We start from the raw sequence: 25806 nt of genomic DNA on the forward strand, positions 1-25806 counted from the left end.
CCTTCACCCGAGCGCCCTGCCTCGGCCACAAGCCCGCCGAGGCGATCCGGAGGTCGGCTCTCACCGAGAATTATCGCGTCCGCTCGGGCGGACGCTCATCTCCATTCGAAGCCGAACGCCCCCGCGCTCACCGTCACCCGCGCCTCGCGCAGCTCCTCCTTCGCCAGCGAGCGCTTCAGGAATTCGCGCGAGAGCGACGGCAGCAGCGTGTTGGTGATGATGTTGTCGATGATGCGCCCGCCGGAATCGGGATCGTTGCATTGCGCGACGATGTGATCGACCACGGCGTCGTCATAGACGAAGGCCGCCTTGTGATTCTCCTCGATGCGCTTGCCGATGCGGTTCAATTGCAGCCGCACTATGCCGGACAACATATCCGGCGACAGCGGGAAATAGGGAATGGTGACGATGCGCCCGAGCAGCGCCGGCGGGAAGACGCGTTGCAGCTCCGGCCGCAGCGCGGCGGCGAGCGCTTCCGGATCGTCGTGATAAGCGGGATCGGCGCCGAGCTCCATGATGAGATCGGTTCCGACATTGGAGGTGAGGATGATGAGCGTGTTCTTGAAATCGATGCGCCGCCCCGAGCCATCCTCCATCTGCCCCTTGTCGAAGACCTGGAAGAAAATCTCATGCACGTCGGGATGCGCTTTCTCGATCTCGTCGAGCAGCACGACGCTATAGGGCTTGCGCCGCACCGCCTCGGTGAGCCGGCCGCCCTCGCCATAGCCGACATAGCCGGGAGGCGCGCCTTTCAGCGTCGAGACCGTGTGCGCCTCCTGAAACTCCGACATGTTGATGGTGATGATGTTCTGCTCGCCGCCATAGATCGCCTCGGCGAGCGCCAGCGCCGTCTCGGTCTTGCCGACGCCGGAGGGGCCGCACAGCATGAAGACGCCGATCGGCTTATTGGGATTGTCGAGCCGCGCGCGATTGGTCTCGATGCGCTTTGAAATCATCGCGAGGCCATGGCTCTGGCCGACGACGCGCTTGTTCAATATCTCCGGCAGGCGAAGGATGTTCTCGATCTCGTCCTTCACCATGCGCCCGACCGGAATGCCGGTCCAGTCCGACACGACGGCGGCAACCGCCTGCTCATCGACATGCGGATAAATGACGCGCGTCTCGGGATCGAGCGCGGCCAATGCGCCGAGCTTTTCCGTCAGCTTCGCGCGCTCGTTCTCCTGCGCGGCTTCGTCTTCCGTCTGGCCGAGAATCTCGCGCAGCGAGCGCACGTCTTCGACGATGGATTTCTCGTGGTCCCATGCGCTCTCGAGCAGGCCGAGCCTGTCCTTCGCCGCCGCTATCGCATCGTCGATCTCATTGACCCGCGCGCGCGTGTCGGCGCCGAGATCGCGATCGGCGAGCAGCGACGCCTTCTCCTGCGCGAGATGGTCGATCTCGACGCGCTTGTCGGCGATGGCGGCGGGCGTCGTCGATTGGCTGATGGCGACGCGCGCGCTCGCCGTGTCGAGCAGGCTCACCGCCTTGTCCGGCAATTGCCGCGCGGGGATGTAGCGCTGCGACAGAGCGACGGCTGCCGTGATCGCGGCGTCGGAAATGCGCACGCCGTGATGCTTTTCCATAGGCGCGAGAATGCCGCGCAGCATCGCCGCCGCGCGCGCGGCGTCCGGCTCGTCGATCTGGATCGGCTGGAAACGCCGCGTCAGCGCCGGGTCCTTCTCGAAATATTGGCGATATTCGCTCCAGGTCGTCGCGGCGATGGTGCGCAGAGTTCCGCGCGCGAGGGCCGGCTTCAGCAGATTGGCGGCGTCGCCCGTGCCGGCCGCGCCGCCGGCGCCGATCAGCGTATGCGCCTCGTCGATGAAGAGAATGATCGGCTTCGGCGATTTCTGCACCTCGTCGATGACGGAGCGCAGCCGCTGCTCGAACTCGCCCTTCATCGACGCGCCGGCCTGCAGCAGCCCGACATCGAGCGCGCGCAAAGTGACGTCGCGCAGCGGCGGCGGCACGTCGCCGGAGACGATCGCCTGCGCGAATCCTTCTACCACCGCCGTCTTGCCGACGCCGGCCTCGCCGGTGAGGATCGGATTATTCTGCCGCCGACGCATCAGCACATCGACGATTTTTCGGATCTCCTCGTCGCGGCCCAATATGCGATCCATCTCGCCGGAGCGCGCTCTCGCGGTCAAATCCTGCGAGAAGCGATCAAGCGCCGTCTGGCCGCGCGTATCGCCCGCCGCGCCGCCGCCGCCGCCGCTCGCCGGCGCGAGGCCGCTCCCGTCTATGGGGCGAAGATTCTCTTCGTCCGAGCGCGCGAGAATCTTCTTATGCTCGTCGAGCAGCGCATCGACGGCGATCTTGCCGAATTCGCGCGAGACGGCGAGCAGCGCGGCGCGCAGCCGATCCGTCTTCAGCACGCCGACGAGCACATGGCCGGTGCGAATCTGCGCCTCGGCGAAGAAGAGCGTGGAATAGTGCCAGCCGCGGTCGAGCGCCTCGATCACCGCGCCGGAATAATAGGGCGTCTCCGTCTGGCTCGGCGTCAGCGCGCCGATCGCGCGCTCCACGTCGAGGAGCAGCTTGGCGCGATCGAGGTTGAAATGATCGGCGATCACATCGACGTCGGAGCCGGTCTTCTCCAGCATATGCAGCAGCCAATGGGCGAGTTCGACATAGCGATTGCCGAGGCTTTTCGCTTGGCGATGCGCTTTGGCGATCGTCTCGAAGCCGACGAGATTGAGCTTGCCGGTGACTGTCTCGAGTCCAATGTCGGTCATGGTTTCATCGCCTCCGCTTCGCGTCTGGCTTTTTCGCGCTCATGCCTCTTGCGCTCCGCAGGCTGGAAACGCGCATCGGCCCGATAGCCGTCTTTCCTCGATGCATTTTCGTCGACGAGCCAGCTCGTCCAGCCGAGCCGCGCGCCGCCCGCAGGCCCCGCGGCGGAATCGGATGTGAGCCGAATGGGCTCGACGCAGCGCGCCGGCACGGCGAGCTCGACATCCCAATCGATCTCGTCGCCGACGTAAAAAAACAAAATATCGACGAGCCGATCGCAATCGTCGCCGACCGGCAGGAATTTGCGATATTGCGCCATATCGGCGACGAACAGCCGCACGCGAATCTTGTCCTGCACGCTGAAGGACGCGGCGCCGACGAGGAAATCCACGCCGAGCGTGCTGTTGCGGCCTCCGAGATGCGAACGCTCGCGCGCGTCGAACTCCAGCCAGGAGCCGATGAATTCATCGATCTCCATCTCGACGTGCAGCATCCCGCGAATCGCTTGGCGCAGACGCGAGGCCGATTTCACCTGTGGGCCGAGCAAGCCCGCATAGAGCCCGACGCCCTCCGGTATGAAGCTCTCGCGGCGCGCGCCATCATGCTTCGCCGGCGTGGTGTCGAAGGCCTGCGAGCCGACGCCGATCATGGAGGTCACATAGGCGCCGAAGCGATCATATTCCGGCCGGTCCGCCTGCACGATGGGACGCGAATCGGCCCAGGCGCGGAAGAACAATTGGATGAAGCGATTGTTGAAGAGATCGAGGAAATGGACGAAGGACGTATCCTCCGCCTGCACATAGGCGAAGGCTTCCTCTGTCAGATGATAAGGCAGCGGCCCCTGCGGGCCGAGCAGGCCGAGAAAGGCTGAGACGATATGCACGCGCTCGGCGGGCGTCTCCGCCCGCGCAATGACGTCGGCGGGCGGCAGCGGCCGGTTCCAGCGCGGCGCGATCTCGCGCAGCGTCGAGCCTGGAAAAGCCATCCAGGCCTCCTGCCCGAAGGAGACGGCGACCTCGCGCGCAAATTGCTCCGAGCCGAGCCGCACGACCTCGTCGCGGCGCGTGGCGCTGTCGCCGATGCGCGGACGCGGCTGCGCGAACACGCTGTCGCCCTCGAGCCGCTGGCCGAGGCTGCGTTCGACGCGGCGCATCATGTCGAGAAAATCATAGCGCCAGGGCTCGCGCCGCATTTTTTCGAAATAGCTCAAAGCGCCCTCCGCGCGCCGAGCCGCGCCGGCCAGCGCATGATCTCGCCACGCTCGGTCGTTCGCAGAACGAGCTGGGTGAAATGATTGAAGGCGGCATATTCGCAATAGAAGCGATCGAGGATCGCGCCGAGCAGAAAGGCGCCGGTTCCTTCGAAGGCCTTCTCGTCCAGCGTGACGCTGACTTCCGTGCCGCGCGCCGGACCGACGCCGCCGCCGCAACGAATGCGCCGCACGACCGGCCGGCTGTCCACCGACAGCACGCCGCGCACGCGCCTCTCGCCAGCGGCGTCATTGGGCTCTGTGAATGTGGTCAATATCTCGCGCAGCGCGCGCGCATTATCGCCCGCCTCGCGTTCCGTGAGGCCGAGATGATTGAGGCTCAGCATATTGATGAGCCGCCAGGAGACGGTCCCCATATGCGCGGTCTCGGCGCGGCGGCGCTGATAGGAGACGAGCGGCTCGCCCGGCCGCGTCGGACCGGCGACGCAGACGAGATCGAGCTCGACGTCATCGGTGAGGCGAAAGTCGACGCGGTTCTGGCCGATCGGCAAATGCTCGGGCAAATGACGGTTGGAGCAGAGCGCGCGAATGCTCAGCTCCGCGACGCCGATAGTCTCGTCCAGCGCGCCGGTGTCGCTCAGCGAGATGAAGAGATCCGTGCCGAAATAATCGCCCGCCGGTCCGTAGCGCTTCTCCTCGATCGTGCGCCGGCGCGGCGTGCGGCGAATGGTGTATTGCAGCGCATTCTTCTCGCGCAGATCGGTCGATGAGGCGTAGAGCGGCCGCACGGGACGCTTCTCGACGCTGCCGGGAAAATGCGCGAAGACGTCGATGAGCCGATGCGGCTCATAATCGAGATAGCGGCTCTTGTCGGGCACGACATGATATTCGTGCTGATTGGCTTTGATGGAGACGCGATCGGTCGCCATCTCGAAGAGATTGACCGCCGGCGCCGCATAGAGCGCGAACATGTCCTTCTGCACGCTGGCGGCGAGCGCGCTATTGACCTCGTCGAATCCGAAGATGATGTCGATCACGCGCGAGGGTAGGCGGCTCGTCACTTTCTCGCGATCGAGCGCGAGCTCGAAGCCGAGAAACTTGCGCGAGAACATGAAATATTCATGCAGCAGATCGAAGCCGCGGAAGATGCGATCGTCGCGCGGCAGCAGCGATTCCTGCTCATCCATGCCGAGCTGCCGGAGACAGTCCTTCGGCGCCTCTATGACGGTGGCGTCATTATTGGCGTCGACGTAGCGGAACCACACGCCCGTGCAATGGCCGAAGATCTGCTCATAGATCGCATTGGCGTGCGCCTCGGCGCCGGCGAGATGGAAGGGCAGCTCCGTCGCCTTATTGTCGCTGAACAGCGACCAGGGTTGCGGCGGCGCGGCCTTCTCGCGCGCGTCATCGGCGGGGTCCGACGTCGCGGCGACGGCGAGCGTGATGCGCATGCCGGCGACCGTCTCGCGGCGCACATTGATCTTGAGCGGCTGCAGCGCGGCGGCGCTGGTAAAATATTCGGCGGATTTTATGTAGAAGGGCCAAAGGCGGATCGGCGCCGTCAGCGTGTAGCGGCAGGCGATCTCCTTATCCGCCTCGAGATAGGTGGCGTCGATCTGCGAGCCGCGCGGAAACAGGCGACCGTCGGCGAGCGCGGAGTCGCCATATTTCGGCAACGCCTTCACCAGCATGGCGGAGGGCGTCGGCGCGAGATAATGCGGAACCAGCTGCTCCAAGAGATTATTGGCGAATTCGGGAAACTCGTGCTTGATCTTCAATTGCACGCGCGCAGCGAGAAAGGCCGCGCCTTCCAGAAGGCCGGCGGCCATGGGATCGGTGCGGTCGCGAATGAGCCCGCCGAGACGCTTGGCGATCTCTGGATATTCTTCCGCGAATTCGGCGGCGTGCTCGTAGAAGAGATCGAGCTCGCGATTATAGAGATCGAGGAATTCGCGATTCATCGCTCAGCGCCGCGTGAGATGCAGCTTGCCCGTCGTTTCCTCGAATTTGGCGACGAACTCGATGGGAACGTTCAGCGGCTGGCAGAGGAGATGGCCGTCGACGATATAGCGAATCTCCTGCAGCGCCTCCGGCGAGCGGTCGCGCGTGACGCGCACCGAGCCGGGAATGAGGCGCGGCTCATATTGCTTCAGCACGGCAATGATCTCGCCATGGAGATCGCGCGCCTCCAGCTCGTCCATGGTGCGATTGGCGAGATCGGGGAATCCGTAATTGAGGATGGAGCCGCGCACGCGCGCGAAGGACGAAAGATCGATCGTCGAATCCATCGAGACGTGATTCATCAGCGCGGCGACGTCGTGCTCGACCTCCGCCTTCAGCTCCTGCTCATTGATGGGGGCGCGCTGCGGCCGCGTCTTGCGCTCCGGCTCCGGCGTTCCGCCCTCGCGGGCGAGCGCCTGGCGTCTTGCCGTCTCGCGCGCCTGCTCGCGGCGGTCGCGATTCGCGGCGCGAAACACATGCATGAGAGGCGGGCTGAGCCGGTCCGCCGGGCGAACGCTCGTCGTCGAGGAGGTCATTGAGCTTTTCCCGCGCGGCGTCGCGTAGCGGCGAGCGATGCGACATACGGTCGGCGGCCCCGTCGCGCGAGCGCCGCCGACACGTCATTCATTGTCAGAACGACTTGTTCTCTTTCACATTGTAGCCGCCGCTGATGCTGGGCTCCAGCGAGCCGTCGGCCTTCTGCGGGCTGTATTCCAGCTTCACCTTGGTGAAGTTGAGCGTGAAGCTCTCCGACGGCACCGCGCCGCTGTGTCCGTCGCTGTGATAGGAGGTGATGAACACATCGTTGAGCGTGATCTTGAGATATTCCTGCTGGCCGCCGCCGGCCTTGCGGACGGTGATCAGCGCCTCCTCGAAATGCTTGCCCTCAGCGGTGAATTTGAGAAGGTTCGGCGTGGATTTGTCGACGGATTTGGTGAAATGCAGATCCTGGAAATCCGCCTTGCCGGCGCCGGCGCCGCCGCCGTGACCAGAGGTGCCCTGGTTGGTCACGCCAAATCCATAGCTCGAGATCTCGATCTCGCCCTTGTGCTTGCTGTCGGAAGATTCGCCTTCGACCTTGGAAGTGAACTTGAGGAAAATATCGGTAGCCATTGTCTATATCCTTTGATCGCGTTCGAAAGATCGATGCATGAAATCGCGTTTCGCGATCCTCGCCGTCTTCCCTATTTGATCGGGAGACGGGAAACGAGGCGCATTCCGATATTCATGCCTTCCAGCTGATAATGGGGCCGCAACTCGAATGTCGCGGAATAATATCCTGGATTTTCCTCATTCGGGACGATGGTGATCTTCGCTCCGGCGAGAGGCTTCTTGCGCTTCACCTCGTCGGACGAGTTCGTCGGGTCGCCATCGACATATTGGACGATCCAGTTCTGCAACCATCTCTGCAGCTCCTCCTTCTCCTTGGTGGAGCCAATCTTATCGCGCACCATGACCTTCAGATAATGTGCGAAGCGGCACACTGCGAACATATAAGGAAGGCGCGCCGCGAGATTGCTGGAGGCGGTGGCGTCCGCGTCATTATTGTATTCCTTCGGACGCGCCAGCGATTGCGCGCCGATGAACACCGCGCGATCGGTGTTCTTGCGATGGATGAGCGGCATCAGGCCGGCCTTGGCCAGCTCCGCCTCGCGGCGGTCGCTGATGGCGATCTCCGTCGGGCATTTGAGATCGACGCCGCCATCGTCGGTCGGGAAAGTATGCGTCGGCAGATCCTCGACCTCGCCGCCCGATTCGACGCCGCGAATGCGCGAGCACCAGCCATGGTCCTTGAAGGCGCGGGTGATGTTCGCCGCCATCGCATAGGCGGAGTTCATCCAGGCGTAATTCTCGCCCTTGTGGCCGTCCGTGTCTTCCTCGAAGCCGAACTCCTCGACCGGCTCGGACGCCGCGCCATAGGGCAGGCGCGCCAGCACGCGCGGCAAAGTGAGGCCGAGATATTTGGCGTCCTCCGAATCGCGCAGGCTCTTCCAGGCGGCATATTCCGGCGTGTCGAAAACCTTGCCGATGTCGCGCGGATTGGACAGCTCGTTCCAGCTGTCCATGCGCATCAGGCTCGGATCGGCGGCGGTGATGAAGGGCGCATGGGCGGCCGCGGCGATCTTGCTGAGATCGCGCAGCAGCTGCACATCGGTCGGATGATGGCTGAAATAATAGTCGCCGACGAGCGCGCCATAGGGCTGGCCGCCGAGCTGGCCATATTCTTCCTCATAGACCTTCTTGAACAGCTCGCTCTGATCCCATTTCGCTTTTGGGTAGTCCTTCAGATGCTGATAGAGCTCGGTCTTGGAGATATTCAGCACGCGAATCTTCAGCGTCGCGTCCGTCTCCGAGCTGTAGACGAGATGATGCAGCCCGCGCCAAGCGCTCTCGATCTTCTGAAACTCCTCGGCGTGGATGATCTCGTTGAGCTGCGCCGTCAGCTTCTCGTCGATGGAGGCGATCAGCCGCTCGATCGTGTCGAGCACATCGTCCTTGATGACGGCGTCCGTGTTGGACAACGCCTGATTGACGAAGATCGAGATCGCGTCCTGGACGCGCGCATTCTGCTCCTTGGCCGCCGATTCGTCCTTCGGCGGCTTGAAGCTCTGCTTCAGCGATTGCAGAAATTCGTCGAGTTCGCCGCCCGTCGTGGCGACAGCGGCTTCGGTCTGTGTGAGCTCTGTGGTCACTTGCGCCTCGCTCATTTGTCGCCCGATTGCGTCGCCGAGAGGAATTCCTTAAGCGCTTCCATCTTTTGCGGGTCCTTCAGCAGAGCCCGCAATTGCTGGTTGGCGGCGTCCTTGCCGTCCATATAGACGCGCAGATTGGCGAGCTTCTGCCGCGCCTCGAGCAGCTCGGCGAGCACCGGCACCTGCTTGGCGACGGCGGCGGGGCTGAAATCGGCCATGCTCTTGAAATCGAGCTTCACGCTCAGCTTCTCGCCCGATTGCTCGGAAAGCTTGTTGTCGACGTGAAAGCTGACGCCCGGACGAACGCCATGCTCGGAGCTCATGCGCTCGTCGAAATTATCCATGTCGAACTCGACGAACTTGCGGGTCGCCGCTGTTCCCTTGTCGAAGTCTTCCTTGCCGTGGCCGGGCGAGTTGCCGGAGAGATCCGCCAGCACGCCCATCACGAAGGGAAGCTCGACCTTCTCGTCGGCGGTCGGATCGACATATTCGATTTGAACTCGCGGAGGGCGGTTGCGCGCGATGAATTTCTGCCCACTCATCTTCGCCATATACAATTATCCTTTATGAATTCGCGATAGAGAAGCCGAGCATCGCGAATCTGTCAAGCCGTGGACGCGCCGAGTCGGCTCGTGTTCGCGCTGCCCTCCGTATACTCATCGAACCACTTAAAATCGCTGTGTGATGGCGCACACTCATGTCAATCTTGCGACGGCCGTCAGCTCTCCTCGCGTTCGAGCACGGCGCCGAGCACGGCGATGAAGTCCTTGTCGGCGAGCGCGCGGGCGCGATCGATGAGGCAAGGAATCGGGCTCGACGGCTCGGCGATGCGGAAGTAGCGCGCTATGTCGTCCAGCAGCAGCAAGGCATGCGTACGCGTCGTCGCCGAGAAGCTCGGAGCGTCGATCTCATAATCCTCGGCATATTCGATCGCCTCCTGCTGGGGCTCGGGCTGCCCCGGCTCGGCGAAGACGATCGGAGCCGGGGCCTCTATCTCGCTCGATTCCGCGTATCCGTCCTGCGCGGCGTCGCTCATCGCCGCATCCGGCTCCTCCGGGCTCGCCGGCGCCTCCTGCTCTATATTCTCCGGCTCCGGTCGCTCTTCCTCGAAGGGCGCCGGCTCCTCGTACGGCGCCGGCGGCGCCACGCGGCGGCGCGTCTTGCGCGGCGTCTGGCGTTCGTCGAAATATTCGGCGCGCGTCGGCGTCATGTCGCCGAGCGGCGCGATGGCCAGCTTGAACGCATTCTCGCCGCCGATCGAAAATTGCGCATAGGAATGGCGGTCGGGCAGCAGAGCCGCGAGAACCTCGATGAATGTCTTGCCCTGCAGCGCAATCGCCTGCGCGACCAGCGGCAGGGCCGGATTGGACGGCTCGAAGAGGCAGAAATAATCCTTCGCCGCATCGAGCGCGCGGCGCGCGTCCGCGGCGCAGCCGATGGCGCCGCGCTGCGCCTCCCCGCCTGCTTCCTCTCCGTCTTCCGGCTCCGGCGCCGTCGGATCGGGAAACGCCAAGGAAAAGAACGTCAGCACGCCGCCGACGACCTTCAGCAGCGCGCCGAATTCCGGCGTCTCCGCGCCGCTCGTATGCTCGGCGAAACGCGCGCGAATATTTTTCAGCGCCGCCTCGAGGCGCTGGAAGCTGGCGCGCGTCGCCGCGACGACCTCCTCGCCGGCGTCGGCGAGGGTGCGCACGATCTGCTCCTGCGTCATCGCCGCTATGCGGCCGCCCGCGGGCTTCTCGCCGCCCTCCGCGCCTTCGGCCGCCTTTTCCTGCTCGGCGAGCACGGTTGAGCGAAAGGCGACAATGCCCTTGCGCCGATCCGTGTGGAGCGTGACGAATTGCAGCGAGATCGTCACGACGGAGACGTCGAGCTCATCGAGAATATCGGCGCGCGCCTTCACCGATCCGTCGCGGGGACGCGGATGCACGCCGTCCCAATAGCGCTCCAGCAAGGTCGCCATGGCTGCGATCGTGTCGACGAACTCGTCGAGGTTGCGCTTGAGTATGGCGAGACGCGCCAGAAAAACCATGAGGCGCAGATCGCGTGTGCGCTTCATCACATCGGCGAGCATCGCCGGTATGTATTCTATGGCTTCTCGGAATTCATTGTCGGTCGGGTCGAAGGGCCGGCCGTCGGTAAAGAAGGTCTCGGGAAGTTGAAACGGCGCAAAGGCGAAGAAATTCATGAAAGCGGCGTCGCCGTTCTCGTCGAGATCGGGACCGCAAGGGTCCGCCTCGGTGACGGGCGACGACAGAAAGGCCGGATCGACGATCGCCATGGCGGCTCAATCCTCCGCGCGGGTTTCGACGCGGCGATTGGCCGGGTCGAGCGGATCGCGCGCCTTCGGCCGCGTGCGGCCATAGCCCTGCGCGTTGAGCCGCGCGCCGTCGATCCCCGCCGAAACCAGATAGTTGCGCACCGCTTCGGCGCGACGTTGCGACAGCCGCAGATTGGTCTCGTCGCGGCCGCGCGCATCCGTATGTCCGTCGACATGGAAATGTCGCACGGCGAGCGCCGGATCGCGCAGCGCCTTGGCGAATTCGTCGAGATTCTTGCGCGCTGGCGCCGTCAGCCGATCGGAGCCGAGCTCGAATGTCACCTCGAGGTCGAAGCTCTCGCTCCGCGTGGCTTTCTCTGCATCGCCGGGGCAATCCGCCGCTGCGCCGATGCACAGCGAGCGCGACGCTCCGAAGGACGGCTCCGCGGCGAAATGTCGAACGATATCCGATGCGGAATAGGCCGGCGCGTCATCGGCGCGGCTAAGAGTCGACGGCGCGCACGCCGCGGCCGCCGACAATGCGAGAGCGAGAAGAAGCTTGCGTCCCAATATGTCGTCCTCGGCGCAAAAATACTTCTCGACACTATTTTTGCCGTTACGTATCGTCAAGGGCTTACCCGTTTCGCTTTCCTGGACCGTTTCGAGCTTCGGATGCACCATGTCTGAGATATTGATTCAGGACGGCCGCATCGCAATCCTGTCCACTCCATTGGGGAAGGACAAGCTCGCGATCACGGCGCTCGACGCGACGGAAGGATTGAGCGAGCTGTTCGAGATTCGCATCGAGACGGTGAGTCCCGATGCGAATGTCGATTTCGATCAGCTGCTCGGCCGCGACTGCACAGTGGCTCTGACGCTGCTCGATCGTCCGAAACGTCATTTCAACGGAATCGTCGCGGAAGCGCAGGCGATCGGCGCCTTCGAGGATCTCTATGTCTATCGTTTCGTGCTGCGGCCGGCCTTATGGCTGCTGACGCGCACGACCAATTGCCGGATCTTTCATCACAAGTCCGCGCTCGCCATTGTCTCCGACGTGCTCGGCGAGCGCAACATAACGATCGAGAACGCGACCAAGGGCAACTATCCGAAGCTCGACTATTGCGTGCAATATCGCGAGACCGATTTCGATTTCGTCTCGCGGCTCATGGAGCAGCACGGAATCTATTATTACTTCAAGCATGAGCAAGGCGCGCACACGCTGGTTCTGTCCGACTCGCGCTCCTCGCATCAGGCGATAGAGGGCGGCGCCTCCATCATCTTCGCCAATGCGCTGGCCGGCCTCACGCAGCAGGAGCAGGCGCTGTTCTCCTGGTCGTCGGAGCGGCGCTTCCGCACCGGCAAGATAGAGCTGCGCGATTATGCGTTTCGCGAGCCCGGCTCCAATCTCAAGGCCACGACGCAGGGCTCCGAGCGCTACGCGCGCGCGACGACCTACGAATATTACGATTATCCCGGCAAATATCAGAATGCGAACGACGGGCGCCTCTATGCGGACGCAAGGCTCGGCGCCGAGCAGGCGATCGATTATCGCCGCTACGCATCCGGCCAGGCGGCCAATCTCTTTCCAGGCGGGCTCGCCACGCTCGAGCGCCATCCGACCGGCGCGGAGAACAAGCAATATCTCATCGTCCGCTGCTCGCATCATTTCGCCGATGAGGCGTTTCGCTCCGCAGGCGGGCTCGACGGGCGTCAGCCCTATCACGGCAATTACGAGCTTCAGCCGGTCGATCGCGTGTTTCGCGCGCCCTTGGTGACGCCACGGCCGCTCGTCCATGGGCCGCAGACGGCGAAGGTGGTCGCACGCGACAAGGACGCCGACAGCGAGGAGATCGACACCGATCCCGACGGCCATGGGATGATCAAGGTGCGCTTCCATTGGGACCGCGAGGACAAGCGCTCCTGCTGGATGCGCGTCGCGCAGCTATGGTCCGGCCCTGGCTGGGGAGCGCAATTCATTCCGCGCATCGGCATGGAGGTGGTCGTCGAGTTTCTGGAGGGCGATCCCGACAAGCCGATCGTCGTCGGCGCCGTCTACAATGGCGGCAATAAATTTCCTTATCGGCTGCCGGACAACAACACGCAGTCGGGATTGAGATCCGACTCCTCGAAGGGCCATGGCGGCTACAATGAATTCATGTTCGAGGACAAGGCGAGCTCGGAGAAGATCCGCATGCACGCCGAGAAGGATCACGAGGTGGTGATTCGCAATTCCGAGACGACCGAGATCGGCGAGGCGTTCTCCGGCGGCGGCGCCTCGCGCAAGACGACGCTGAAGCAGGGCGGCGACGAGCTGACGCTGGAGTCCGGCTCGCGCAAGACGACGATTCATGGCGGCAAGGATGCCACGACCGTCGATCAGAGCATAACGATCGAATCGCTCGGCGACACGATCACGCTGAAGACGGGCGCGAGCTCGATCAAGCTGACGCCAAGCAAGATCGAGATCAGCTCGACGGCGATCGCTTTGTCCGCCGCCAAGATCGATCTGAACTGAGGGGGAGAGGGTGAGCGCGCCGAGCAAGATACGCTTCGCCACCGTGCGCGACCTCTACGCCGCTTTTCCCACGGCGGAGGTCGACGTCGGAATCGAGAGCTGCGAGGAGCCTTCCGCAGGTTTCGTCTCCCGTCTCGCCAAGGAGGGCGATCGTCGCGCGGCCTTGTCCTATTGCGCCTATCTTCTGGCGCGGCGCGAGGCGGTGTGGTGGGCGGCGCGCTGCGTGCGGCAGACGGAGCCGGCGGACGCCGTGTCGCTGCGCTGCCTGCAGGCGGCGGAGGAATGGGTGAGCGAGCCGAGCGAGGCGCGGCGCCGGCGCGCGCTGGAGGAGGCCGCGCAGGCGCGAAAATCGCTGGCCGCGGCCTGGGTCGCGCAAGCGGCGGGATGGTCGGGCGGCAATGTCTCGCCCGATCCCGCCTTTTATCTGGAGCCGCCGCCGCAGGCCACGGCGCAGGCGGCGCGCGGAGCGGTGCTGATCGCGCTCGGCGCCATTGCGGGGGATCGCCGTGAGGCCGTCGAGACCGGATGGATAGAGGCGGCGCTGCGTTGCGCGCTCGGCGATCTTCAACGGTCGTGACGCTATGAGGCGCGGGCTCGCGGCCCGCTGAGGGAGCCATCGGGGAATGCGCCTGACATTGACGATCGAGAATTTCAGCCGAAGGCCGGACGGCGGCCCGCTGACCTATGTCGCGGAAGGCCGCCGCAGCATCGACATCGGCCGCAATCAGCATCTCGACTGGTGCCTGCCGGACGAAAACCATTTCATCTCGGGGCGCCATTGCGAGATCGCGCCGCGCGACGGCAGCTATTATCTCACCGATGTCTCGATGAACGGCACCTTCGTCAATCATCCGGACAATCGCGTGCAATCGCCCTATCGGCTACGCGATGGCGATCGTCTCTATATCGGCGAATATGTCGTGGTGGCGCATGTGGAGGGCGACGCGCCCGCCCTCGAGCCCGCCGCCGTCTCGTCGACGCAGCCGGTTCCGGCCTATGACGATTTCTGGAGCTCCTCGGAGCCGGCGCCGCCCCCCATCGATCCACGCTCGCTCGATCCGCGCCGGCTCGACCCCGGACCGCAGACCGATTGGATCGACCATGTCGCCGATGTGGCGACGCCGATAGCGCCGACCCCGCGCCGACCTTCCGCCGACCCCGCGCCCGCCTCCTTTTGGGGCGAGCCGCCACAGCCGGCCGCGGCCGCTCCACTCGCCGCGCCGAACGACATTTGGGGCGCGCCGTCGCCGGCCGCGTCGACTCCCGCGCCCGTTGTCGACTGGGGCTCGCCTCCGCCAGCTCCGGCGCCTTCCGTCGCGCCTCTCGCCGCCCCTGCGCCTCTCGCTGCACCTGGGCCGATCGCTTCTGCGCCGATCGCCGCCGCGCCCGTTCCGCCGCCGACCCCTGCCGCCGCTGCGCCGGGGACCGAGGGCGCCTATGCCGAATTTCTGACGAGCTTTGCGCGCGCGCTGAACCTGCCGGAGCAGACCTTCGCCGGCGCGACGCCGGCGCAGCTCGGCGAGCAGCTCGGAGCGCTGACGCGGCTCATCGCCGAGGAGACGCGGCAATTGCTGCGCGCCCGCGCCGAGGCCAAGCGGCTGACGCGCAGCGCCAGCCATACGATCATCGAGGCGCAGGGCAACAACCCGCTGAAATTCGCGCCGACGACGGAAGAGGCGCTGCGCATTGTGCTAGGTCCGCCGCGGCCGGGCTATCTCTCCGCCGGCCCCGCCTTCGCCCAGGCCTTCGTCGATGTGAAGGCGCATGAGCTGCGCACCTACGCCGCCATGCAGGAGGCGATGCGCATGCTGAGCGACAGCCTCGATCCCGCGAGCCTCGAGAGAGCGCAGGGCAAGGACAGCGGCATCGCCTCGCTGGTCGGCTCGCGCAAGGCGCGGCTGTGGGACCGCTATGTCGAGCGCTGGACGGCGATGAGCCCGCGCTCGGGCGACAAGCTCGCCGACGCCTTCATGCGCAATTTCGCCGACTGCTACGACCGGGCCGACGCCCGGAAATAAAAATACACAGGGGGAGCAAATGTCTTGGCGCAGCAAGGTCGTGTGGAGCGAAGGATTGTTCCTGCGCCCGCACCACTTCCAGCAGGGCGACCGCTATCTGGAATGGGCGACGACGGCCCGCACGCGCAATCTCGCGCCCTTCTCCTGGGGCTTCTCGCGCCTCGACATCGACCATGGTCTCGCGCAGCGCGGCAAGTTCGGGCTGGAGGCCGCATGGGGCGTGATGCAGGACGGCACGCCCTTTCAGCTAGAGGGCAAGGAAGAGCTGCCGGAGCCTCTGCCGATCGACGACAAGATCGCCAATCGCATCGTCTGGCTCGCCTTCCCGGAAGCCTCGCCCAACACGCGCGAGGTGGCGCGGCGCGACAGCGTTTCCGCGAGCCGCTATTTCCATGCCTCCGAGACCTTCATCGACTCCACATCCGAGCTGCGCGTGGAGGAGGAGATAGAGGTCGCGCATCCGCGCATGGAGCTGCATCTCGAGAGCGAGCGCAAGCGCGGCTACAATAATCTACCCATCGCGCGCATCGTGAAGATCGAGAACGGAGCCGTGCTGCTCGATCCCGAATTCGCGCCGACCGTGCTGATCTGCCGCGCGCATGACGTCGTCGTCGGCTGGCTCAATCGCGTCATCGGCTGGATCGAGAACAAGCTCGAATCCATCGCGCGCTACGCCGCCGATCCCACCGCCGGCGGCGGCCTGCAGAATCGCGACTATCTGCTGCTGCAGACGCTCAATCGCGCTATACCGGCGCTCCAGCATTTCGAGCATACGGCCAATCATCTGCATCCAGAGCGGCTCTATGTGTTCCTCGTCTCGCTCGCCGGCGAGCTCGCCACTTTCTGCGCCGCCGATCGCCGCGCGCCGAGCTATCGCGCCTATGACCACGACAGTCTGAAGAACACATTCGAGCCGGTGCTGCGCGATCTGCAGGACTTCCTCAGCAAGGACGCCGATCATCGCGCCATTCGCCTCGAGCTGCAGCAGCTCGCGCCCAACGCGTTCAAATCGCCGATCAAGGATCGCTCGCTGTTCCAGAACGCCTCCTTCTATCTGGAAGTGTCGTCGCGGCGTCCGCTCAGCGAGATACAGATGCAATTTCCCAATCTGCTGAAGATCGGTCCCGATACGCGCATGAACGAGATCGTGCATTACAATCTCCCCGGCGTGCCGATCGTGCATCGGCCGTCGCCGCCGCCGCAGATCCGCCTGCTCGGCGATCATGTGTATTTCTACATCGACAAGAAGAGCCCGCTGTGGCCCGATTTCAGCGTCGCCGCCGCGATCGGCCTGCATTTCTCGGGCGATTGGCCGGATCTCGAGCTCGAGCTCTGGGCCATTCGGGAGGATAAGAGATGAGCGACAAGGACAATCCTTTCGGCTCCTCCGGCGGCGACCGCACGGTCTTTCAGCCCAATCCCGGCGGGCGTCGCCCGCCGCCGCGCCCCGCCGCGCCGCCCCCGCCCGCTCCGCCGACGCCCGGCTACACGCCGCAGACGGCGCCCGCCTATGCTCCGCAACAAGATTTCGGCGCGCCGCGCCCGGCCGAGCACCCTTACGGCCAATTCGCGCCCTCGCCCTTCGAGACCGCGAGCGCGCCACGCGCGCCGGCGCCCGACGCCTGGGTGACGGGCCGCGGGCAGCAGCAGCAGGCGGCCGCGCCCTTGCAGCGCGCCGAGGATTTGGATTTCGACGCGCTCGTCGCGCAGCATCCCAATCCCATATTGCGCGCCGCCGGCCCGCTGCTGCATCTGCTCGGGCGGCTGCGCGTCGCCGCGCTCAGCGCCGATCTCGAGAGCCTGCTCGAGCAGGTCGCCGCAGCCGTCGCCTTTTTCGACAAGGATATCCGCAGCGCCGGCGTCACGCCGGAGCAGGCGAACGTCGCCAAATATCTCATTTGCGCGACGGCAGACGACATCGTGCAGAACATACCGACCGACGACCGCCATTTGTGGACGCGCTACAGCATGACCTCGCGCTTCTTCGGCGAGCGTCTCGGCGGCGTGAATTTCTTCAAGCAGCTCGAATGGCTGCAGCGCGATCCGAGCGCCAATTTCGACGTGCTGGAATTGCAGCATGTCTGCCTCGCGCTCGGCTTTCAGGGCCAATATCGCGCCGCCGAGGGCGGACCCAATCAGCTGCAATACATCCAGCGCAATCTCTATGAGCTGCTGCGCCGCGTGCGGCCGAAGCAAGTGCTCGATCTCTCGCCGCGCTGGAAGGGCCAGGCGCTGCCGCTCGGCCGCAAAGGCTTCGTCTTGCCCGTATGGGCGAGCGCGGCGGTGGCGACGCTCTTGCTCTTCGGCGTCTTCATTGGCCTCCGCGCAAAGCTCGGCGGAATCGGCGAATCGGTCGCCGCGGAAATCGAGACGCTGCATCCTTCCACCAAGATCGCCTTGCAAGAGCGGCTGAATCTGCCGCGCGTGGAGCCGCCGCCGAAACCGTCCGTGCAATGCAAGCGCATCGGCGAGCAAGTGGGCGACGGCGTGAGCGTCACCTGCAATGGCAAATGGGTGCAGATCAAGGTCGGCGACGCGGTTCTGTTCCAATCCGGCAAGGCGGCGGTGCTGCCGCAATTCTCGCCCATCGCCGAGCGCATCGCGCGCGCGATCGAAGGCGAGACAGGGCCGATCAAAGTGATCGGCCACACCGACAATCAGCCCTTGAGCCCGCTCAATCCGTTCCGCGACAATCAGCGTCTGTCGGAGGAGCGCGCGCGCGCCGTCGCGGCGCTGCTGAAGCCTCTGCTCAAAGATCCTTCGCGCGTCTCGGAGGCCGGCCGCGGCCCGTCCGAGCCGATCGCAGACAACGCCAATGAAGCCGGACGGCGCCTCAATCGGCGCGTCGAAGTGCTCATCAGCCGCATAGACTGAGGAAACTCCCAATGTCCGAGAAGCCCGGCGTCAAGGGCGACATCGTCCGCATCATTCTGCTCGGCCTCGGCCTCGCGTCGATCTCGAGCATCATCTATCTCGCCGGGCCTTTCATCGCCTTCGGGAGCTGGCGCCCGCTCGAGAATGAGATCGTGCGCGACATCGTCATCGTGCTGATCGTCGCCATTGCGGCCTCGGTCGCGGGCTTCTCCTTCTGGCGTCGGCGCAAGAACGCCGCATCGCTGGCCAATGGCGTCGCCGAGGCCGAGGCGGAAGACGATTCCATCGTGCTCGACGAGCGCATGAAGGACGCGCTCGCGACATTGAAGAAATCCGCGAAGGGCGGCGCCACCTATCTCTACGATCTGCCCTGGTATGTCATCATCGGCCCGCCCGGCGCCGGCAAGACGACCGCGCTGGTCAATTCGGGCCTGCGTTTTCCGCTCGCGGGAGGCGCGACGCCGGAGGCGATCGCCGGCGCCGGCGGCACGCGCTATTGCGATTGGTGGTTCGCGGAGGACGCCGTCTTCATCGACACCGCCGGCCGCTACACGACGCAGGATTCCGACGCCGCGCTCGACAAGCGCAGCTGGTTCTCCTTTCTCGATCTCATGAAAAAGCATCGCCCACGCCAGCCCATCAATGGCGTGCTGGTGGCGATCAGCGTTCAAGATCTGCTGCTCTGCTCGCGCGAGGAGCGCGCCGCCCATGCGCGCGCCATTCGCGCCCGCCTGCTAGAGCTGCACGAACGATTGAAGGTGGATTTTCCCGTCTACGCCGTCTTCACCAAAGCCGATCTCGTCGCCGGCTTCACCGAATTCTTCGCCAATCTCGACAATGACAAATTGCAGAGCGTCTTCGGCGCGACCTTCCAGACGGCGGACAAGAAGCTCAATCTCGTCGCCGATATTCCGCGCGAGTTCGATGCGCTGATCGAGCGTCTGAATCAGAACATGCTCGACCGTTTGCAGGAGGAGCCCAATCCCGCCAATCGCGTGGCGCTCTACGGCTTCCCCGCGCAAATGGCGGCGCTCAAGCGTCCCGTGCATGATTTCCTCAACGCCATATTCGAGCCGACGCGCTATCACTCCAACGCCAATCTGCGCGGCTTCTATTTCACCTCCGGCACGCAGGAGGGCACACCGATCGATCAGCTCATCAATGCGCTGGTCAAGAATTTCGGCGCGCATGATGTCGGCGGCATCGGCTTCCGCGGCTTCGGCAAGAGCTTCTTTCTCTATGATCTCGTCGAGAAGGTCATTATCGGCGAGGCCGCCTGGGTGTCGACCGATCCGCGCGCGGTGCGGCGCGGCTTCGTCCTGAAGACGGCCGCCTTCGCGCTCATCGCGCTCATCAGCACGGGCGCGGGCTTCGCGATGTGGAAGAGTTACGCCGCCAATGCCGAATTGACGGCGACCGCGCAGACTTTGGCGCGCGAATATGCGGCGGACGCCGCCTATCCGTTGACGCGGCAAATGGTCGTCGAGGATCGCGACTATGGCAAGATTCTCGGCCTGTTGCAGAAGCTGCGCGACGCGCCGACCGGCTACGCCCATCGGGGCGATCCCGAATCCTTCTTCGAAGGATTGGGCTTCGGCCAGCGGCCGCGTCTCGTCGAGGCTTCCGTCGCTTCCTATCGCCTCGCGCTCGAGCGTCTGTTGCGGCCGCGTCTCTTGTTCCGCCTCGAGGAGTTGCTCGAGGAGCATCGCGACGATCCGGGCTTCATCTATGAGGCGCTGAAGGTCTATCTGATGCTCGGCCATGCGCGCACGCCCGTCGATCGCGAGGCGATCCTCGCATGGGAGCGGCGCGACTGGCGCGACAATCTCTTCCGCGGTCCGCTCGCCGACAACGCCAAGGCGCTGGAGCAGCATCTCGACGCCATGCTCGAGCTCGACAATGGTGAGCTGCTCGTCCATCCCAATCAGACGCTCATCGACGAGAGCCAGAAGACTCTCGCGCGCTTGAAGCTCTCCGAGCGCGCCTATCAGCTGCTGAAGTCCGAAGCGCGCACGCTCGACATCGCCGATTGGACCGCGCCGGGCGCCGGCGGTCTTCTGTTCGATCAATTGTTCGAGGAGACGAGCGGCAAGGATCTCGACTCGATCCGCGTGCCGGGCTTCTACACTTACGAGGGTTTCCGGCGCGCCTTTCTGCGCGGGCTGCCGGGCATCTCGGACCGCGTGCGCAAGGAGCGCTGGGTGCTCGGGCGCCCGGGGGAGGAGGAGACGCTCGGCGACGAATATCGTTCGCTCGGCAATGATCTGCTCGCGCTCTACGGCCGCGATTTCGACGCCGGCTGGCGCAGCGCGCTCTCCCGGCTGAAGATGAAGCGCCTCAACGCCGACAAGCCGCAATATCGCGCGCTCGGCGCCGCGACCGCCTCCAACTCGCCATTGAAGGCGCTGTTCGAATCTGTCGTCGAGGAGACGTCTCTCACCAAGGAGCGCAAGCTGCGCAAGGAAGCGCCGGCCAAGGAAGGCGCCGCCGCGCCGCAGATCGCTTTGAGCGACCTCTTCCCTGGTCGCGGCGACCGTCCGCCGGGCGAGGAGATCGAGAAGCGCTTCGTCCCCTTCCAGATTTGGCTGGATGGCTCGGGACCGCGCAAGCCGATCGACGAATTGCTCGCCGAGCTGAACGACATAAAGGACAATCTCGTCGTCGGCGCGACTCTGCCGGAGAATTCGCCGCAGGCGAATGCGGCGCTCGCCATGCAGCTGAAGAAATTCCGCGGCACGGCGGATCGGCTGCCCGAACCCTTCCGCCCCATGCTCACCGGCGCGGCCTCCGATTTCGATCGCGCCGTGCTCGATTCGGAGCTGATCCGGCTGACCGGCGCCTTTCGCGAGCAGGTCGCGACCTCCTGCCAGCAGCTGACGCCGGGGCGCTATCCTTTCGTCAAGGGCGCGGCCAGCGAGATCGGCCTCGCCGAATTCGGCCGGCTGTTCGGGCCGAGTGGCATACTCGACAGCTTCTTCAAGCAGTCGCTCGCCAAATATGTCGACACGGCGAAGACGCCCTGGAGTTTCCGGCCGGAATATCCGCTGACCGCACGGCTCTCGGCGGCGAGCCTGCGCGAGTTTCAGCGCGCCGCGCAGATCCGCGACGCCTTCTTCCCGTCGGGCGGCAACATGCCCAATCTCGCGCTCACCGTCTTTCCGCCGCCGCTGAGCGGCGCGGGCCGCACGGCGAAATTCGAGGTGAACGGCCAAGAGGCGACCTCCGTCGCCGGAACCTCGGTGACGCCGCGCGCGATCCAATGGCCCGGCGCCGGCGGCGGCCGCGCGGCCGTGAGCCTCGCCACCGAGCTCGCGCCGAGCCAGACCGCCGCGGCGGACGGCTCGGCGCCGGCGGCGGCGCCCATCGTGCTCGAGCGCTTCGGCGGCTGGGCGCTGTTCCGCCTGCTCGACGCCGCCGGCCGCTCCTATGCCGGCGAGCGGCTCAACGCGACCTTCTCGCTCGGCAAGCAGACGCTGAGCTTCGGCTTTCAGGCGGGCTCCACATTGAAGCCGCTCACTCTGCCGGCGCTCGCCGAATTCCATTGCCCGACGCAATTGTGAGGGACGTGGAATGCGGCGCGGATTGTTCGGCAAGCTGCAGGCGAAGCGGGATTTCGTGTCCCAGGGCGCGGCGCGCGGCTTTCTCTCGGCCTTCGAGCCGTGGATTCAAAGCGGCGTCGCCTCCAGCCGCGCGCAGCTCGGCGGCGATTGGCAGGCGGCCTATCTCACCGCGCCCATCTGGCGCTTCTGGCTCGGCCCGCAGCTCTGCGGCGGCGTGACGACGCTCGGCGCCTTCATGCCGTCGGTGGATGGCGTCGGTCGCTATTTCCCGCTCAGCGTCGCGTTTTTCGCCGAGGCGGGCGAGGCGCTGCCGCCGCCCGAGGCCGATCCGCAGGACCTCTGGTTCGCGACGCTCGAGGATTTCCTGCTCTCGACATTGGAGCAGGGCGTCGCCTTCGAATCGGTGCTGGAATCGCTGGAGACTCTGCCCGCGCCGGCGCTGGAGCAGCCGCAGGCGCGTCTCGTCACGCCGAGGGCGGCCGCGGCTCGCGTCGGCGAGGCGGGCTTCGGCGAAGCCTGCCGCTCCGCCCGCGAGGCGCTCGCCCGCGCCCGCACCGTCGCCGATCAGAGCTTCTGGTGGACGCAAGGCGGCGAGGGTTTCGAGCCTTACGCGCTGGCTTCGACCGGCATGCCCGATCCGGCGATCTTTTCGGCCATGATCTCCGGCCGCTTCGCGCCCGCGGCGAGCGAGCCATGAGCGGCATGGCCGATCTTCGCCCGATGCGCGCCTTCGCGCTCTCCGACAAGGGCCGGGTGCGCGCGGAGAATGAGGATAATTTCCTGTCCAAGCCGCATATGGGCCTTTTCGCCGTGGCGGACGGCATGGGCGGCCACGCCGCTGGCGCGACGGCGAGCGCTGTGGTCGTCGACAGTCTGAGCCGCGTCGCGCCACAGGGCGCGGCGGCGGAGCTGCGCCGGCAATGCGAGGCGGCATTGCAAGGCGCGCATCGCGATATCCAGCGGCAGGCGGCGTTGCGCGGGGTCGGCACGATGGGCTCCACCGTCGTGATGCTGCTGACCTTCGACCGCTATTACGCCTGCCTGTGGGCCGGCGACAGCCGCGCCTATCTGCTGCGCGGCGGCGATATCGTTCAGATCACCATCGACCATACCGAGGCCGAGCAGCTGCTCGCCGATGGCGTGCTCACGCCCGAGGAGGCGCGCAACTGGCCGCGCCGCAATGTCATCACCCGCGCGGTCGGCGCCGGCGAGACGCTGGCGCTCGATTTCGTCAATGGCGAGCTGTTCGAGGGCGATATGTTCGTGCTCTGCTCGGACGGTCTCACCGGCCATCTCTCGGCGGCGGAGATCGCCGGCCGCGCCAGCGGCCGCGCGCCGGAGGAGGCCTGCCGCGCGCTGATCGATCTGGCGCTGGCGCGCGGCGGAACCGACAATGTGACAGTGCTCGTCGCCGCCTATCGACAGCAGGAGGAGGAGCCGACCCGCTTGCGTCCGGGACGGGAGGAGTCCAGAGAAACGACAAGGCCGCGTTGAAGACATTCACGCGGACCACCTATCATTCATGCTCATGCGAGAGCCGGAATTTCAGAGCGATCACATGTCTTACTCGCCGGATGTCCAATCGATCCACGGCGCCCTGCCGCCCGGCACGCGGCTCAACGCCAATTACGAGATCGACGCCTTTCTGAAGGCGGGCGGCATGGGCGATGTCTATCGCGGCCATGAGATAGAGACCGGCGACACGGTCGCCATAAAGCTCATTCGCGATCAGCTCGCCGGCGACGAGGCCGTGCTGGCCATGTTCCGCAATGAGGCGCTGGCGCTGCGCCGCATTCATCATGAAGCGATCGTGCGCTATTTCGGCTTCACGCTGGAGCCCCAGCTCCGGCGGCATTATCTCGCCATGGAGTTCGTCGAGGGCCAGCCGCTCTCCGATATTTTGGACCGCGGCCCGCTGCCGGCGCCGCAGGTTCTCGCGCTGATGCGCCGCATCGCCGCCGGCCTGCAGGCCGCGCATGAGCAGAATCTCGTCCATCGCGACGTCTCGCCGGACAATATCATCGTGCCGGAGACCGGCATCGCCCGCTCGCGCATCATCGATTTCGGCATAGCGCGTTCGCTGCGGGTCGGCGACAGCACGGTGATCGGCTCGGGATTCGCCGGCAAATACAAATATGTCTCGCCGGAGCAGCTCGGCCTCTTCGGCGGCGATGTGCGCGCGGCCTCCGATATCTACAGTCTCGGCCTGGTGCTCGCGGCCTGCCTCATCGGCAAGCCTTTGCCGATGGACGGCACGCAGGTGGAGGTGATCGAGCGCCGCCGCGTCCTTCCCGATCTTTCCGCCATCGATCCGATGATGCGGCCGATCATCGCCGCAATGCTGCAGCCGGACCCCGAGGCCCGGCCGCGCAGCATGGCCGAGCTCGCCGCCTGGGCGCCTGACGCAGACGAGCGCGGCTCCACCGTCTTCGCGCCGCGTGGGGCGCGCCCGACTCCCATATCTTCGGCCCCTCCGCCGATTCCAGTTCCGCTCGGCGCCGCGCCGCTTCCGCCGCCGGCGAGGCCCGCTGAGACCGCCGAGGAGAAGAAACCGCGGCGCGCCGGCGTCCTTATCGGCTCTCTCGTCGCGATCATCGGGCTCGCCGCCGCAGGCTTCGGCAGCTGGCGCTATCTTCATCGCGAGGAGCCAACCGCGACCACGCAGGCCGAGACGCCTCCGACGACCGACGTTACCGCCGCCGAACCTCCGCCGCCCGTCGTGGAGCCGCAAAAGCCCGTCGAGACTCGGCCCGATCCTTTCGTGCGGCTGCGCGAATATGCGCGTGATTTCGACGGCGGCGATTGTTTCCTCGCGGTCGTCGGCGACATCGCCGCCGGCGAAGTGCAGATCGACGGCTATGGCCGCGGCCGCGAGCCCTTCGACGCGTTCGACAAATCCTTCAAGGACGCGATGGGCGTTCCGGCCGCGATCGGCGTCCGCAAGGTGACGGCGCCGCAATGTCCCGCGCTCGGCTTCGCCAAGAAATTTCTCGCCACGCGCGAGCCTCTGCGTTTCGACGTCGCGCGCACGCAATTGCAGCGCAGCGGCGACAAGCTCGAGGGCGCGATCGAGACGCGCGCCGAACATGTGCGTTTTCTCATAGTCGATGACGACGGACTGGTGAATGATCTCAGCGCTCGGCTCGGACAGGAGCCCGGACGGCGCGACTTCGCGATGGAGCTGCGCGCCACAAGGCCCGGCCCTGTGCTGCTGGTGGCGATCGCCGGCGCGACGCCCATTTCCCTGGCCGGCGCCGCCCGCGCGGCGACCGCCAAAGAAGTGTTCGCGAAGCTCGCCGAGGAGCTCGCCAATGCGTCGCCGCCGCCCGCGGTGGCGCTGAAATATGTGTCGCTGGTCTCGGGGCGCTGAACGCCGCCGGGGCCGGCGAAATAGCCCCGAGATTTTTCGACCTCGGAGTTTGAAGCTCGCATTTTCCGGCGTTGCGCCGGGCGGAGGTTGCTCATGGCGCGATCGATGATAGGGATTTTCGATCGATCGTTTCGCGCGGCCCTCGCCGCCTTCCTTCTCGCCGCAAGCGGGGAGAAGGTGAGGATGAGGGGCCGGGGCGTTTTCCGCTGGGCCTCACGCCCTGAGCCCCTCACCCCATCCCTCTCCCCGCTCGCGGGGAGAGGGGGACATGCGCCGGCCGATCAATCGTGCGACGACCATTCCTCGAAGAGGCGTTTCCACCTCCCCCTCGCCCCCGCGACGTCATGGCCGGGCTTGTCCCGGCCATCCACGCCAGGACGCCGAGGCGTCTTGAAAGCTTGGCGTGACGCCGAAGCTCCGGTGGGGCGTCCGTGGGATGAATCCGTTGATAGCGGGCGCTTTCCCACGATTTCTCAGCTGCTTGGCGTGGATGGCCGGGACAAGCCCGGCCATGACGGCTGCAGCGTTTCGCGATGTGCGAATCCGATAGCCCTCGAGGGGGGAGGTCG

Annotated in this window: 18 protein-coding genes; 9 read left to right on the forward strand and 9 right to left on the reverse strand. The window is 65.4% G+C overall.

Annotated elements, in window-relative coordinates; all coding sequences use genetic code 11:
* Positions 1 to 95: 95 nt before the first annotated feature.
* The 9 genes from tssH to A1351_RS17895 form a co-directional block, all read right to left on the reverse strand.
* A complete protein-coding gene (tssH, locus tag A1351_RS17855; RefSeq protein ID WP_024878077.1) occupies positions 96 to 2738 on the reverse strand; it encodes a type VI secretion system ATPase TssH in 2643 nt (880 codons plus the stop codon).
* The gene (gene tssG / locus A1351_RS17860) at positions 2735 to 3946 is read right to left on the reverse strand and encodes a type VI secretion system baseplate subunit TssG (protein WP_051465355.1); all 1212 of its coding nucleotides are present in this window, start codon (positions 3944 to 3946) and stop codon (positions 2735 to 2737) included. Before tssG ends, tssH begins: the two co-directional genes overlap by 4 nt.
* A complete protein-coding gene (tssF, locus tag A1351_RS17865; RefSeq protein WP_024878079.1) occupies positions 3943 to 5907 on the reverse strand; it encodes a type VI secretion system baseplate subunit TssF in 1965 nt (654 codons plus the stop codon). Before tssF ends, tssG begins: the two co-directional genes overlap by 4 nt.
* A 3-nt stretch (positions 5908 to 5910) precedes the next feature.
* Positions 5911 to 6483 (reverse strand): type VI secretion system baseplate subunit TssE, encoded by a 573-nt coding sequence (locus tag A1351_RS17870; protein ID WP_083967406.1) that lies wholly within the window; start codon positions 6481 to 6483, stop codon positions 5911 to 5913.
* Positions 6484 to 6577: 94 nt separating this feature from the next.
* Entirely contained in the window at positions 6578 to 7060 is a 483-nt protein-coding gene (locus A1351_RS17875) for a type VI secretion system tube protein Hcp (RefSeq protein WP_018267378.1), read from the reverse strand.
* A gap of 71 nt (positions 7061 to 7131) precedes the next feature.
* The gene (tssC, locus tag A1351_RS17880) at positions 7132 to 8655 is read right to left on the reverse strand and encodes a type VI secretion system contractile sheath large subunit (RefSeq protein ID WP_024878081.1); all 1524 of its coding nucleotides are present in this window, start codon (positions 8653 to 8655) and stop codon (positions 7132 to 7134) included.
* Positions 8652 to 9191: a type VI secretion system contractile sheath small subunit gene (tssB, locus tag A1351_RS17885; protein ID WP_024878082.1), complete on the reverse strand. Its 540-nt coding sequence runs from the start codon at positions 9189 to 9191 to the stop codon at positions 8652 to 8654. The genes tssC and tssB overlap by 4 nt, the downstream gene beginning before the upstream one ends.
* A 167-nt stretch (positions 9192 to 9358) precedes the next feature.
* Positions 9359 to 10921, reverse strand: a complete 1563-nt coding sequence (locus A1351_RS17890; protein ID WP_024878083.1) for a type VI secretion system ImpA family N-terminal domain-containing protein — start codon at positions 10919 to 10921, stop codon at positions 9359 to 9361.
* A 6-nt stretch (positions 10922 to 10927) separates the two neighbouring features.
* Positions 10928 to 11530, reverse strand: coding sequence for an OmpA family protein (locus A1351_RS17895; RefSeq protein ID WP_198022726.1), 603 nt, complete (start codon positions 11528 to 11530; stop codon positions 10928 to 10930).
* Positions 11531 to 11579: 49 nt separating this feature from the next.
* Here A1351_RS17895 and A1351_RS17900 point away from each other — a divergent pair, with 49 nt between their 5' ends.
* From A1351_RS17900 to A1351_RS25485, 9 genes are all read left to right on the forward strand, one after another.
* Complete coding sequence (locus A1351_RS17900) at positions 11580 to 13415, forward strand: type VI secretion system Vgr family protein (protein ID WP_024878085.1); 1836 nt, start codon at positions 11580 to 11582, stop codon at positions 13413 to 13415.
* 10 nt (positions 13416 to 13425) lie between these two features.
* Positions 13426 to 13992, forward strand: a complete 567-nt coding sequence (locus A1351_RS17905; protein ID WP_024878086.1) for a hypothetical protein — start codon at positions 13426 to 13428, stop codon at positions 13990 to 13992.
* Positions 13993 to 14038: 46 nt separating this feature from the next.
* Entirely contained in the window at positions 14039 to 15433 is a 1395-nt protein-coding gene (gene tagH, locus A1351_RS17910) for a type VI secretion system-associated FHA domain protein TagH (RefSeq protein ID WP_024878087.1), read from the forward strand.
* Between the two features lie 19 nt (positions 15434 to 15452).
* On the forward strand, positions 15453 to 16793 hold the full coding sequence (gene tssK, locus A1351_RS17915) for a type VI secretion system baseplate subunit TssK (RefSeq protein WP_024878088.1): 1341 nt from the start codon (positions 15453 to 15455) through the stop codon (positions 16791 to 16793).
* Positions 16790 to 18307 carry a type IVB secretion system protein IcmH/DotU gene (gene icmH / locus A1351_RS17920; protein ID WP_024878089.1) on the forward strand — a complete coding sequence of 506 codons (1518 nt, stop codon included), beginning with the start codon at positions 16790 to 16792 and terminating at the stop codon, positions 18305 to 18307. The genes tssK and icmH overlap by 4 nt, the downstream gene beginning before the upstream one ends.
* An 11-nt stretch (positions 18308 to 18318) precedes the next feature.
* On the forward strand, positions 18319 to 21867 hold the full coding sequence (gene tssM, locus A1351_RS17925; RefSeq protein ID WP_064033615.1) for a type VI secretion system membrane subunit TssM: 3549 nt from the start codon (positions 18319 to 18321) through the stop codon (positions 21865 to 21867).
* Positions 21868 to 21877: 10 nt separating this feature from the next.
* Complete coding sequence (tagF, locus tag A1351_RS17930) at positions 21878 to 22564, forward strand: type VI secretion system-associated protein TagF (protein WP_064033616.1); 687 nt, start codon at positions 21878 to 21880, stop codon at positions 22562 to 22564.
* On the forward strand, positions 22561 to 23361 hold the full coding sequence (locus tag A1351_RS17935) for a PP2C family serine/threonine-protein phosphatase (protein WP_064033617.1): 801 nt from the start codon (positions 22561 to 22563) through the stop codon (positions 23359 to 23361). Before tagF ends, A1351_RS17935 begins: the two co-directional genes overlap by 4 nt.
* Before the next feature lie 64 nt (positions 23362 to 23425).
* Positions 23426 to 25237 (forward strand): serine/threonine-protein kinase, encoded by a 1812-nt coding sequence (locus A1351_RS25485; protein WP_198162450.1) that lies wholly within the window; start codon positions 23426 to 23428, stop codon positions 25235 to 25237.
* The last annotated feature ends 569 nt before the right edge of the window (positions 25238 to 25806 follow it).

Origin of the sequence: Methylosinus sp. R-45379 (assembly GCF_001644125.1) — a bacterium.
GTDB lineage: Bacteria > Pseudomonadota > Alphaproteobacteria > Rhizobiales > Beijerinckiaceae > Methylosinus.

Bases quoted from the DNA above. Each gene is read 5' to 3' on its own strand.
- tssC (WP_024878081.1), bottom strand. From the start codon at position 8,655: ATGAGCGAGGCGCAAGTGACCACAGAGCTCACACAGACCGAAGCCGCT.
- A1351_RS17890 (WP_024878083.1), bottom strand. From the start codon at position 10,921: ATGGCGATCGTCGATCCGGCCTTTCTGTCGTCGCCCGTCACCGAGGCG.
- A1351_RS17875 (WP_018267378.1), bottom strand. From the start codon at position 7,060: ATGGCTACCGATATTTTCCTCAAGTTCACTTCCAAGGTCGAAGGCGAA.
- icmH (WP_024878089.1), top strand. From the start codon at position 16,790: ATGAGCGACAAGGACAATCCTTTCGGCTCCTCCGGCGGCGACCGCACG.
- A1351_RS17870 (WP_083967406.1), bottom strand. From the start codon at position 6,483: ATGACCTCCTCGACGACGAGCGTTCGCCCGGCGGACCGGCTCAGCCCG.
- tagH (WP_024878087.1), top strand. From the start codon at position 14,039: ATGCGCCTGACATTGACGATCGAGAATTTCAGCCGAAGGCCGGACGGC.
- tssB (WP_024878082.1), bottom strand. From the start codon at position 9,191: ATGGCGAAGATGAGTGGGCAGAAATTCATCGCGCGCAACCGCCCTCCG.
- tssH (WP_024878077.1), bottom strand. From the start codon at position 2,738: ATGACCGACATTGGACTCGAGACAGTCACCGGCAAGCTCAATCTCGTC.
- A1351_RS17935 (WP_064033617.1), top strand. From the start codon at position 22,561: ATGAGCGGCATGGCCGATCTTCGCCCGATGCGCGCCTTCGCGCTCTCC.
- tssM (WP_064033615.1), top strand. From the start codon at position 18,319: ATGTCCGAGAAGCCCGGCGTCAAGGGCGACATCGTCCGCATCATTCTG.
- tssK (WP_024878088.1), top strand. From the start codon at position 15,453: ATGTCTTGGCGCAGCAAGGTCGTGTGGAGCGAAGGATTGTTCCTGCGC.
- tagF (WP_064033616.1), top strand. From the start codon at position 21,878: ATGCGGCGCGGATTGTTCGGCAAGCTGCAGGCGAAGCGGGATTTCGTG.
- A1351_RS25485 (WP_198162450.1), top strand. From the start codon at position 23,426: ATGTCTTACTCGCCGGATGTCCAATCGATCCACGGCGCCCTGCCGCCC.
- A1351_RS17900 (WP_024878085.1), top strand. From the start codon at position 11,580: ATGTCTGAGATATTGATTCAGGACGGCCGCATCGCAATCCTGTCCACT.
- tssF (WP_024878079.1), bottom strand. From the start codon at position 5,907: ATGAATCGCGAATTCCTCGATCTCTATAATCGCGAGCTCGATCTCTTC.